The sequence below is a fragment of the Arenibacter troitsensis genome (genome assembly GCF_900177645.1).
Classification (GTDB): Bacteria; Bacteroidota; Bacteroidia; order Flavobacteriales; family Flavobacteriaceae; genus Arenibacter; species Arenibacter troitsensis.
Genome location: NZ_FXAO01000004.1, coordinates 1 through 12,344, shown reverse-complemented (window position 1 = coordinate 12,344; position 12,344 = coordinate 1). Strand labels below are relative to the sequence as shown.

The 12,344-nt window shown below is 39.9% G+C and carries 10 protein-coding genes; 7 read left to right on the top strand and 3 right to left on the bottom strand.

Annotated features, from left to right (window positions below; translation table 11 throughout):
- Nucleotide 1: 1 nt before the first annotated feature.
- The 4 genes from B9Y87_RS09685 to B9Y87_RS09665 all read left to right on the top strand — a co-directional run bounded on the left by B9Y87_RS09685 (nt 2) and on the right by B9Y87_RS09665 (nt 4,453).
- Nucleotides 2–1,438: a c-type cytochrome domain-containing protein gene (locus B9Y87_RS09685; RefSeq protein WP_085498532.1), complete on the top strand. Its 1,437-nt coding sequence runs from the start codon at nt 2–4 to the stop codon at nt 1,436–1,438.
- A 121-nt stretch (nt 1,439–1,559) separates the two neighbouring features.
- A complete protein-coding gene (locus B9Y87_RS09680) occupies nt 1,560–2,474 on the top strand; it encodes an FAD:protein FMN transferase (RefSeq protein WP_176225618.1) in 915 nt (304 codons plus the stop codon).
- 211 nt (nt 2,475–2,685) lie between these two features.
- The gene (locus tag B9Y87_RS09675; RefSeq protein WP_085498528.1) at nt 2,686–3,060 is read left to right on the top strand and encodes an endonuclease domain-containing protein; all 375 of its coding nucleotides are present in this window, start codon (nt 2,686–2,688) and stop codon (nt 3,058–3,060) included.
- Between the two features lie 208 nt (nt 3,061–3,268).
- A complete protein-coding gene (locus tag B9Y87_RS09665) occupies nt 3,269–4,453 on the top strand; it encodes a M20 metallopeptidase family protein (protein ID WP_085498525.1) in 1,185 nt (394 codons plus the stop codon).
- Nucleotides 4,454–4,461: 8 nt separating this feature from the next.
- On the opposite strand, the gene B9Y87_RS09660 is transcribed toward B9Y87_RS09665, so the two are convergent.
- From B9Y87_RS09660 to B9Y87_RS09650, 3 genes are read right to left on the bottom strand one after another with little or no spacing between them, the layout of a single operon-like run.
- On the bottom strand, nt 4,462–5,706 hold the full coding sequence (locus B9Y87_RS09660; RefSeq protein ID WP_085498523.1) for a cation:proton antiporter: 1,245 nt from the start codon (nt 5,704–5,706) through the stop codon (nt 4,462–4,464).
- A gap of 59 nt (nt 5,707–5,765) precedes the next feature.
- Nucleotides 5,766–7,115, bottom strand: a complete 1,350-nt coding sequence (locus tag B9Y87_RS09655) for a sensor histidine kinase (RefSeq protein ID WP_085498521.1) — start codon at nt 7,113–7,115, stop codon at nt 5,766–5,768.
- A complete protein-coding gene (locus B9Y87_RS09650; protein ID WP_085498519.1) occupies nt 7,108–8,478 on the bottom strand; it encodes a sigma-54-dependent transcriptional regulator in 1,371 nt (456 codons plus the stop codon). The genes B9Y87_RS09655 and B9Y87_RS09650 overlap by 8 nt, the downstream gene beginning before the upstream one ends.
- Nucleotides 8,479–8,797: 319 nt before the next feature.
- Here B9Y87_RS09650 and B9Y87_RS09645 point away from each other — a divergent pair, with 319 nt between their 5' ends.
- The 3 genes from B9Y87_RS09645 (at nt 8,798) to B9Y87_RS09635 (ending at nt 12,235) form a co-directional block, all read left to right on the top strand.
- Nucleotides 8,798–10,144 carry a TolC family protein gene (locus tag B9Y87_RS09645; RefSeq protein ID WP_085498517.1) on the top strand — a complete coding sequence of 449 codons (1,347 nt, stop codon included), beginning with the start codon at nt 8,798–8,800 and terminating at the stop codon, nt 10,142–10,144.
- 1 nt (nt 10,145) lies between these two features.
- Complete coding sequence (locus B9Y87_RS09640) at nt 10,146–11,396, top strand: efflux RND transporter periplasmic adaptor subunit (RefSeq protein WP_085498515.1); 1,251 nt, start codon at nt 10,146–10,148, stop codon at nt 11,394–11,396.
- A 143-nt stretch (nt 11,397–11,539) separates the two neighbouring features.
- The gene (locus B9Y87_RS09635; RefSeq protein ID WP_085498512.1) at nt 11,540–12,235 is read left to right on the top strand and encodes an ABC transporter ATP-binding protein; all 696 of its coding nucleotides are present in this window, start codon (nt 11,540–11,542) and stop codon (nt 12,233–12,235) included.
- Nucleotides 12,236–12,344 lie beyond the last annotated feature (109 nt).

The window sequence follows — 12,344 nt, the reverse complement described above, 5'->3', positions numbered from 1 at the left end:
TATGGCTCAAAAAAATAGTACTCCTTGGGTCGATTATGTTATTTTCGGTCTTACTGTATTTCTTGTTTTCTGTTTAATTTTCGAATCTTTTATAGATCTTCCCAGTCTTGTGGCCTGGTTGGGGCGTTGGCATCCCTTGATACTGCATTTTCCCATTGTATTATTGCTAATGGCCGCTGTTATAGGCCTTTTAAATCAAATAGTTCCCAAGCTTTTGCTAACCATTGCAACACTTTCAGCCTTGGTAACAGCCATTACGGGATTCTTTTTGGGAACGGAATCCGTACCAAAGGGCGACCTTATTTTTTGGCATCAATGGATGGGGGCAGGAGTGGCTTTTTTAGCTGTTGTATGGTACTGGCTGAGCACCAATCATTTACAACAGACCTATCTGGTGAAGGGGATACAAGTGGTATTGATTCTACTGGTTGGACTCACGGGCCATTACGGGGGAATGATTACACATGGGGAGGATTTTTTGGCTTTGCCGCGAAGCAAAAAATTGGAGAAGATTCCCGAAGATCCTTTAATTTATGAGCATATAGTTTATCCGGTATTGGATAATAATTGCATAGGTTGCCATAATCCCAACAAGAAAAAAGGGGAGCTGTTGATGACCAATATAAACGAGCTTCTCCAGGGAGGTGAAAGCGGACCGGCTTTGGTCCTGAGGGATCCCGGGAACAGCGAGCTAATCCGTCGTCTTCATTTGCCTATGGAGGACGAGGAACATATGCCTCCGGATGGCAAGAAACCTTTAACTGAAGATGAAATACAAATTTTGGAACGCTGGATAGCCTTGGGGGCGTCGGATACCTTAAAGTTGAGTCATTTGGACAACAGTGAACCTTTGGCAGGGATGGTCAAAAAAATGATGGATTCAGGTACAAAGAATTCATGGGCAAAACTTCCCAAAGTAGCGGACAGCACCTTGCAAAATTTGGCATCGGATTACGTCACAATAAAAAGGATTGCCAGTAATTCGCAGGCTTTGAGTATATCTGTATTCTTACCACCTGAATATGATCCTAAGAATATTACGGATTTAAAGCGGATTGCCAATAATATTGTTGAATTGGATTTGAGTGGGATCCCTCTTGGGGAAAAGGAAATGGAACTGGTGGCATTGTGTAAAAATTTGGAATGGTTGGAAGTGGACCGTACCCCCATCGCAGATATGGAGTTTGCAAAAATAGCCGGGCTTAAAAATTTAAGCGTATTAAAGGCATATGAAACAGGCATTGGCGATGAAAGTGTTGCTGTTCTAAAGGATTTCAAGGGCCTTAAAAGTCTTTATGTATGGGAGACACAAATTTCCGATCAAGGGCTTTCCGAGCTAAGGGAAGCTTTGCCCAGTTTACTTTTGGATTACGGAATTGATCCTGAACTCAAAACAGAATTCATAGAGAAGGACACCATTGTGGATAGTATACAGTAAATTCGTAAGTAAATAAATACTTAGAATGTATATTACCTGCCGTATTCCAATAGTCATTTTATTTGTTGTCTTTCATTCATTATCAATGGCCCAAACCAGGTATGAGTATACCCACCAACAAATGGGTACGCAAATTGGTTTGGTTTTTTATGATAACAATAGGGATATGGCCAGAGCCGATTCCATTGCCCAATTGGTTTTTAATAGAATAGATGCACTTAATAACACTTTAAGTAACTATCTACCACAAAGTGAAATAAATAAACTTAGCAGCAGTTCAAATATTAAGGTTTCGGTTAGCGATGACCTTTTCCGATTATTGCAAATATCCGGGGATTTTTCCTCAGATACCTATGGTGCTTTCGATATTACCCTAGGTCCGCTTATAGAACTATGGAAAGAAGCTAGGAAAAACAGGCAAGTACCTGCAACAACTGAAATAAGGACCGCACAACAAAGAACCGGTTACGCCAATCTGGAATTCCCGATGGTAAATGTGGTAAGGTTAACCCAAGAAGGAATGCAATTGGATGTTGGTGGAATAGGAAAGGGGTTTGCTGCGGATGAGGCTATTAGCCTACTTAAGAGGCATGGTATAAACGCGGCTTTGGTAGATATGGGTGGAGACGTTACAGTGAGTGGGGCCCCGCCCAATAAGGAGTTTTGGACTTTGGGATTTAGCTATTATGACAAAAACGGAAAAGAAGTTTTCCAGAAAATAAAGTTGAAAAATCAGGCTGTGGCCACCTCTGGGGATTTATTTCAGTATGCCGTGATCGATGGGAAGCGGTATTCGCATATCATCAACCCTAAAAATGGCATGGCGTTGAGCAACAATATTCAAGTTTCGGTTGTAGCTCCCAATGGTGCTATGGCAGACGCTTACGCCTCCGCCTTAAGTGTTTTAGGAATAGGGGAAGGCAGGAAAATTGTTGAGGAAACAGCGGATTTGGAGGTGTTTATGGTGGAGGATGTACCTGGATCATACCAGCAGTGGAATAGTTCTGGATTTTTAAAATATATAGTTGTGGATTGAAATAAGTTATAAATAATTATGGGTTCCTTCCCCAAGAAGGGGAAGGTGGACCAATCCACGACCGAGTGGATTGGGACCGAAGGGGTGAATTTGGAGGGTTAATTTGTGCTAGGAGCTGGATACTTTCCGGCTTTTGCCCCTGAAAAAGGTTCAAAAGCCATCTTCCCTTGCCAAGGGAAGGTGAAAAATGAGATTTATATTTGGGAGGGATATGAAGCCTAAAAAAATACATAACAGACCTGAAACCAAAACAAATAGAATACAACTTCGAAAAAGCTTGACTTCTGCCGAAGCCTTCCTTTGGAATGAATTAAAGGGTAAAAAACTGGATGGCAGAAAATTTAGAAGACAGCACGGTATCGGAAATTATATTACGGATTTTTATTGTGCACAAGAGAATTTAATAATAGAATTGGACGGAGAGGTACACAACAATACAATTTCAAATGAAAAAGATGATAGGAGAACAGCATATTTGAATGGCGAGGGATACTCGGTTGTCCGTTTCGAAAATAAAATGGTTTTTGAAAATATGCCCAGTGTTTTGCAGGAAATAAGGGATAATTTTAATAATAGTAAGGATTAAAGAGCTCCTTCCCCTATTAGGGGAAGGTGGACCATTCCACGACCGAGTGGATTGGGACGGAAGGGGTGAATTTGGAGGGTCAATTTGTGCTAGGAGCTGGATCCTTTCCGACTTTTGCCCCTGAAAAAGGTCCAAAAGCCATCTTCCCTTGTCAAGGGAAGGAGCAAATGTTATATTTTGGTTTAATACAGGTTATACAGGAAATTAAATGAAAACAATAGACAAAATAAAACAACTGGCAAAAACGTATTCCGAAGAGTTTATTGGTATCAGGAGATATCTGCACCAGCACCCGGAACTTTCTTTTAAGGAGTATGAGACCTGTACTTATGTTAGGCAACAACTTATTGAAATTGGGATTGTGGATATTAAATCTGTTGCAGATACGGGTTTATTGGCGACCATTAATGGTCTTTGCGAAGGTAAAACTATTCTTTTAAGAGCGGATATGGATGCCCTCCCCATACGGGAAGAAAATACGGTGGAATATGTTTCCCAAAATATTGGGGTTATGCATGCCTGTGGGCATGACGTGCATATGACTTCCCTGTTACTTACCGCTAAAATTCTTTTTCAACTTAGGCATGAATTTTCTGGAACCGTAAAATTATTATTTCAACCAGGTGAGGAACTAATGCCCGGTGGGGCTACCCTGGTAATGAAGGAGGCTGACTATAAGTCCATGGGTTCCGTACCCCATTTGGGACAACATGTCATACCAAAATTGCCTGTTGGAAAAGTAGGATTTAGGTCGGGGTTATTTATGGCCAGTATGGACGAAATTTATATAACCATTATAGGAAAGGGTGGCCATGCAGCAGTACCGGAAGAATGTATAGACCCAATTCTCATTGCCTCGCATGTTATTGTTGCAGCTCAGCAAGTGGTTAGCAGAATGGCTTCGCCCAAAACGCCCAGTGTCTTGTCTTTTGGCCGTATTATTGGGGATGGGGCCAATAACGTAATACCGGATAAGGTAATTATTGAAGGTACTTTTAGGACCTACGATGAGGAATGGAGAACAGAGGCCATTGACAAGCTGACTAAGATGGTAAAATCCATAGCCGAGGGGATGGGAGCAGAATGTATTGTGGATATTCCAAGGGGGTATCCACATTTAAAAAATGACCCGGAATTGACGAATGCGATGAAAAAAGGGGCATTGGACTACCTTGGATCGGACAATGTGGTTGACCTGGATTTATGGATGGCTGCCGAAGATTTTGCTTACTACACTCTAAAAAATCCGGCCTGCTTTTATTTGTTGGGTGTAGGGAATACGGAAAAGGGAATTACTTCCGGCCTACATACCCCAACCTTCAACATAGATGAATCGTCTTTGGAAACAGGAGGGGGCTTAATGGCTTGGCTGGCTTTGGAATCCCTGGTTTAGAAGCTATATTAGTTAGCGTGGGATAACCTTTTCACCAGTTTTTCTACAGTTAAACCTTGAACAAGGATGGAAAAGACGACGACCACATAGGTTATGACCAAGAAAAGATCCCGATGCATTTCGGCGGTAAGTCCCAATGCCAAGGCAATGGAAATACCGCCTCTTAACCCGCCCCAGGTCATGATAATGTTGGTATTGGGGACAAAATCCAGCTTTTTCCTAAAGAAGTTGATGGGCAATAATAGAGAGAGGTATCTGCAAGCCAATACCACTGGAATGGCAATTAGACCAGCAATAAAATAATTGAGTTGAATGGTAAGGACCAAAATTTCCATGCCAATAAGAACAAACAATATGGTATTTAAAAGAATGTCCAGTAATTCCCAAAATTTATCCACATAAGTCTCTGTGGTCTCTGACATTGCTGCGTTTCTGACCTTGTCGTTGCCTACAATGAGTCCAGCCGTTACCATGGCCAAGGGAGCTGATAAATGTAGTTGATGTGCAATGACAGTACCCGTCATTACTGCCGCCAAGGTGATAATAACCTCAATATCATAGTCATCTATGGATTTCATGAGTCTAAAGGTGATCCATCCTAAGAGCAGGCCCAAAACAAGCCCCCCAATAACTTCTTGCCCAAACAATTTAAAAATGTCGCTAGCGCCCATTTCACTACTTCCAAAGGAAGCGATCTGAAAAATGGTTAAGAAAACCACTACACCAACTCCATCGTTGAACAGGGATTCCCCAACAATCTTGGTCTCCAATTTTTTTGGAACCCCGGCCTTCTTTAAGATGCCAAGCACAGCTATGGGGTCGGTCGGGGATATAAGGGCCCCAAAAAGTAGGCAATGCACAAAGTCTATAGGTAAACCAACGACATTTAAAGTATAGTACATGGCCGTTCCTACCAAGAATGTGGAGACCAAAACCCCAAGGGTGGCAAAGGCAAAAACGGGCCATCGCTGTACTTTTAACTGTTCAAAATTGGTGTGTAGGGCCCCGGCATATAAGAGAAAGCTCAACATTACATCCATCAATACGGTTCTAAAATCAATATGCGTAATGATATATTTTTCAGCATTTAATAGAGTGTCATCAAACCCACTTATGGCAAAAATGACTAAGGTAAATACAATGGTAATCAGCATTAGACCTATGGAATTAGGTAACTTTAAAAACCGAACATTGATATATCCAAAAATGGCCGAAAGAAAAATCAATACCGTGGCAATGGTAAAATAATCCATAGAAAGTCGGGTTTTTTACAAAAATAAGGGTTGGAAGTAATTTAATAATAGGGTTGGTCCTAAAAAAGTAAGGTAAAAGTAGTATTCTTGTTAGGCACTGAATTCACCTTTAAATTACCACCATGCATCTTTAATATTTGTTTTGAAAGGCTTAATCCAACCCCCGTTCCCGTATTCTTGGTGGTAAAAAAAGGCACAAAGATCTCATTGATCAATTCATGTGGTATTCCTGGGCCATTATCCTCTACTTCAATGTATTTTTCTCCCGCTGAATTAATGCCTGCGTTTAATTTTATGGCACTACTTTCTTGATTGGAAAGGGACTGTAATGCATTTTTACATAAATTTATCAATACTTGGGTAATTTGTTTTTCATCTATAAAAAGTTCCAAGGATGGAGTTTGTATTTGCAATTCAATGGAGGTGTTGGAAAATTCGGGATTTTGGCTTACCAGTAGTTTTACTTTTTCCAATAGGCTTTGGGCCGATACAATTTTTTTATCCGGTACAGGGACGTTTAAAAAGCTTCGGTAAGATTGTACAAAACTCATTAGATTTTCACCTTGATCCTTAATGACTTCCAATCCCTTGATAGTATTGTTAAAACGTTGGTGATTTTCGGAGCTATCATCAGGGGTACTATTTTCATTATGGTAATATTTTAAAATGGAATCTGAAATGGAGGTTATTGGTGTAATGGAGTTCATAATTTCATGGGTCAAGACCCTAATTAATTTGGTCCAGGATTCGGTTTCTTTTTCGTCCAGTTCCTGATGGATATCTTGGATGACGACCAATAATAATTCTTTACCATCTAAGTGGAAGGAGGAGGATTTTATGGCCAAATCAATTTTTTCACGTTCATTGGTCAATTGAAACATGCGGCGCTCAAAAGGCTTCAGTTCACTAAAGACACGATAGAGGTTTTCATCAATTTGGGATAATTGTTTAATATGGTTAAGTGGCGTATAAGTAAACATATGCTCCAATCTTGGATTGGCAAAAAGGATATGACCTTTTTCGTTGATCGTTAAAATGCCAATGTCCGCCTGTTTTAATATCTCTTGGTAAAATCGTTCTTGTGTCTGATTTTTCAAATGAATTTTTTGAATCATTTCATTTAACATATTCAGGCTGTGATTAAGCTCTTTGAGCGATTTAAGAGTCAATTTTTCGGGAAATCTAAGGGTAAAATCCTCATTTTTTATGGCATCAAAAAAATAGGCAATTTTTCTGTTGGTCTCATTTACATACCTTATTAAATAGTAGGCTTGAAATATCAGTACTATTAAGGTTAGAGCACTATAAACATAGTTTTCCCGGATCAATAGAAAAGCGAGTATTAAGGATGTAGCGGTAATAAAGACTACTCGGGCTATGGTTTGGAAATAGAAGTTTTTACTAACCATTATTATCCTGTTTTTTAATTTTGTTGTAGAGGGTTTGCCGCGATATTCCCAATTGTGCTGCCGCAGCACTATAGTTGCCGTCATGGCTGTGTAGGGCGTTTACAATCATAATTTGTTCCATTTCCTCCAAGGTTTGGGGCCCTGTTGGCATAGGTTGGGATGGTTTCGCATTCAATATAAAATCTGTAGGTTTTAGTATGTTTCCTTCACATAGGATTACTGCCCTTTCCAGGGTGTGTTGCAGTTCCCTTACATTACCCGGCCACGCGTATTGCATCAATTTTTCTTCGGCAATATCGTTTATTCGCAGTCCATGTTTTGCGTATTTGGCGCTATATTTTTTTAGATAAAAATCAGCTAGGATCAAAATGTCATCCCCTCTATCCCGTAGAGCTGGAACCTGAATAGGTATGGTATTTATCCGATATAAAAGATCTTCTCTAAAGAGACCGTCTTTAACCATTTGCTCCAAATTGCCATTGGTGGCACAGACCAATCTAATATCTACCGGAATAGGCTTGTTGGAGCCCACCCGTACTATTACCTTATTCTGAATGGCGGATAGTAGTTTAGCCTGCATTTGTAGGGATAAGTTGCCTATCTCGTCCAAGAACAAGGTACCTCCATTGGCAGCTTCAAATTTTCCGGCCCTGTCGTCCTTGGCATCCGTAAAAGATCCTTTTAAGTGGCCAAACAGTTCGCTTTCAAACAAATTTTCCGATATGGAGCCCATATCAACGGAGACGAAAATCTCATTTTGTCTTGGGGATATTTTATGCAATTGTCTTGCTATTAGTTCTTTGCCAGTACCGTTTTCACCGGTAATCAAAACGTTCACATCGGTCTTGGCCACTTTATTGGTAAGGTTTAAAACGGTGGTCAGGGCCTTCGAATTGCCAATGATATAATTTTTGTCCTGGTTAATAACTTGCTTTAAATTACTTTCCTTTTGTTTTAATTTGCTAATTTCTTTTTGGGATTTTCGAAGCATATACGCTGCTCTTACGGTGGCCAAAAACTTATCATTGTTCCAAGGTTTTAGAATAAAATCGGATGCTCCCTCTTTTAGGGCTTGTACGGCCAATTCAACGGCGCCATATGCGGTCATCATGATAACGGCGGTAAGCGGGGCTTTTTTCTTTATTTCCTTTAACCAATATAAGCCTTCGTTTCCCGTATTTACCCCTGCTGAAAAATTCATATCCAACAAAACAACATCAATTTGGGATAAGTCGGGAAAGGAAGATATCTGATTGGGATTGGAAATAGTGGCGATGCTGCTATATTCAAATTGCAACAGTATTTCCAAGGCGCTCAGGACACTTTTGTTGTCGTCCACTACCAAAATTTTTCCTTCCATCATAAGATTTCCATTAAGGTGATTTTACTTTTTGTACCATGATACATTTTCTGCCATTGAAATAGTTAAAGGTCTTTTTTTATTAGGTATTTCTTCAGCCTTCATCAAAACTACATCATGTATTTTGGATATCATAAATAGTGTAAAAATATTGGACAGTAATTGTACAATTATTTTACAATGGATTTGTCTATATTCAAATATAAATATATAAATAGCTGTAATTCAATAATATAAATATGTGGCATGAACTTGGAATAGGATCCTAAGGCGGTAGCTGATGTGATGATCATTAAGTTGGCGTGTTAATCATTTTTGTTGTATGAATATTAAGAAGGTCAATTTATTTTTAATCCTGTTGTTTATAGGTATGGTTGTCACTGGTCAGGAGAACTGGAACTTGGACAATTGCATTTCTTATGCCTTAAAGCATAATCTGACGCTATTGGACTATCAATATCTGGAAGATTCTGGAAAGGAAAGCTATAATCAGTCTATAAGGGATTTGCTTCCAAGGGTAAACGGTTTTGGCGATTATAATATTAGATATGGTAGATCTACAGATCCAAATACCAATGATATAATCGATACGGAATTTTTTTCCAATGGCTATTCTATGAACGCTTCCATTGATCTTTTTCGAGGTTTCCAAAAGGTCCACAGTATTAAAGCAAGTAAGCTTTTATTTAAGGCTGCACAGGAAACGTCGCAACAACAGCGATTTTTATTGGCCCTTAGAATTATGACGGCCTATCATGACATTCAGTTTTATGAGGGTCTTCTGGCAATTTCCAAGGAGCAATTGGCAATCTCTGAGGACAATTTTAAACTGGCCAATAAACAAATTGAAATAGGGTTGAAGGCCAAGGCCGATTTATTTGAAGCAGAATCCGTATTGTATTCGGATCAATTGAACCTTACCCAGAATGAAAATCTGTTACAGGCGGCAAAGCTTACTCTGATACAGGAAATGAATTTGGAAAATGCCCATACCCTGCAAATAAACCCTATAGTACCCAATACAATGGCCGATAACAAGCTGTCAACAGATAGTATTTACGGCCTGGCAAAAGATTTCGTACCCCTTCTCAAGGCCCAAAGGTATAGAACTGAGGCAGTCAAAAAGCAACTGAGTGCTGCCAGGGGAGAGCTTTACCCATCACTTTCCTTTGCTACCGGCTATGGCACCGGATACTATGAAACCACTAGGGACACCTTGGGCGTTACCATCCCTTTTAAAAATCAAATTCAGGACAATGCATCCAGATATGTGGGATTTTCGCTTAATGTTCCCATTTTTAATGCCTGGTCTACGCGTTCTGCCATCAAGCAACGGAAAATTGCTTTGAAAAGGGAAGAAAATAATCTGGAAATACAGGAGCAGGAAATTTTTAAGGCCATACAACAACTTGTCCAAGAGAATAAGGCTTTAAATGTTGAGCTCATTCAGAGTGAGAAGCAAATTATGGCCCAGGAACAAGCTTTTGGGGTAGCTCAAAAAAAATATGAAAAGGGATTATTTACGATTATGGAACTGAATCTGGCAAAAACGATGTATGCCACTTCGCAGAATAAAAATTTACAGGTAAAACTGCGTCTACAGATTAACCAAAATACACTGGCCTTTTACCAAGGCCAACCTATTCTTAACATTAATAGCACCAAATAAAATGGATATACAATTAGAGAAGAAGAAGGGATTGAGACCAAAACATTACGGCTACATTGCTCTTGGAGTGTTATTGTTCTTTGTGGGATGGAAGATGATAACTGCTAATACGGGCCATACTTTTAGAGCTGAAAAGGACAAGCTCTCCATTGCCGATGTGGTCCAAGGAAAATTTGACGATTATATCACCATTAACGGCACAGTGGCGCCCATTACTACCATTTATATGGATGCCTATGAAGGTGGACGTGTTACCGAAAAACTAATTGAGGAAGGGGCCATGGTACAAAAGGGAGATATCATTCTTAAGTTGGATAACATTGGGCTTTATGAGCAAATACTAAATAGTGAAAGCAATTTGGCCTTAAAGCAGAACGACCTTAGGTCTACCAAATTAACTTTTGATTCCAGACAGGTAGAGGGTAGAAAGTCCTTGGCAACTGCTAGGACCGAATTACAGCGTATGGAAAGAAATTATGAACAGAACCAAGCCTTGTATGATGATGGGTTAATTTCTAAAGAAGTGTATTTAACCTCAAAAGAAAACTATGAACTTTCCAAAAAGCAATATGAAATTGTAAAAGTACAAACAGATAATGATGATGAACTGAGGAGGACTTCCTTGCCCGTCTTGGAGGCCGATTTAAGCCGTATGCAAAAAACCTTGGGTATGGTCTATCAACGTTTGGATCATTTGAACGTGCGGGCACCCGCAGATGGGCAATTGGGGTTTTTGGATGCCGAAATAGGACAGAATATAAGCCAAGGCCAACGTATTGGACAAGTAAATGTACTCACAGATTATAAGATCGAGGCCGATATTGATGAACATTATATAGATCGTGTGAAACGCGATTTAAATGCAACTTTTGAGCGTAATGGAACAGAGCATACCCTGCGGTTGAGAAAGGTATATCCTGAAGTGCGCAATGGCAAGTTCAAGATAGATTTGGTCTTTATAGGTGAAAAACCACAAAACATCCGTGCTGGGCAAAGTTATAATATAAAATTACAGTTGGGCCAATCCAGTGATGCACTCTTGCTGCCCAAAGGAAGTTTTTTCCAAAGTACCGGGGGACAATGGATATTTGTGGTAAACCCGGATGGTAATGAGGCATTGAAGCGGAATATAAGAATAGGAAAACAAAACTCCAGATATTATGAAGTACTGGAAGGATTGGAGCATGGTGAAAAAGTAATCACCTCCAACTATGATAGTTTTGGAGATGCCGATAATATAGTGTTGAAATAGCTACGGCTACACTCAGCTACCCAATTTGGAAAAAAACCAGAGTGTAGCCGAAGGGTAGTTTAGCAGAAAGAATAACACTAAAAACTGTAACTAAAACGATATACGGAAGTCTTTAATTATAACACTTAAAATCCAATCGAAGAATGATACAAATACAAAATCTGAAGAAAAGCTTTAGGACCGAAGAAGTGGAGACATTGGCCTTGAATAATGTAAACCTCAAGGTTCAGGAGGGCGAGTTTGTAGCTATAATGGGACCTTCGGGTTGTGGAAAGTCTACTTTATTGAACATTATTGGTATGCTGGATAATCCCACTTCTGGAAGTTATCAATTCGCTGGCCATGAAGTGGGGCACCTAAAGGAAAATCAACGTACACAATTGCGAAAAGGAAACCTGGGATTTGTCTTCCAGAGTTTTAATTTGATAGATGAACTTACCGTCTTTGAAAATGTGGAATTGCCGTTGATCTATCTTAAAATGAATAAGAGTGAGCGTAAGCAAAAGGTAATGGCTGTATTGGAACGAATGAAGATAGCGCATCGTGAAAAGCATTTTCCACAACAACTTTCCGGGGGTCAACAACAGCGTGTGGCCATTTCAAGGGCAGTGGTCACCAATCCCAAGTTGATTTTGGCAGATGAGCCTACGGGAAATCTGGATTCCAAAAACGGGATCGAAGTGATGAACCTGTTGACAGAACTAAATCAGGAAGGAACCACCATAGTGATGGTAACCCACTCGGATCGGGATTCGCATTATGCACATCGTATCGTGAACCTGTTTGATGGTCAGATTGCCACAGAAAGCCATAATAGGGCTGTGGGCGCAATGCTTTAGGGAGACTTGCAAGGTGTAGTCCGCCTTTTTGCGGACCTCCTTGTAGGTCTAGGCCAGGATTTGGAAGTGAAACCAATGAGGTTCGGGGATCCATATGGTAATGAAAACC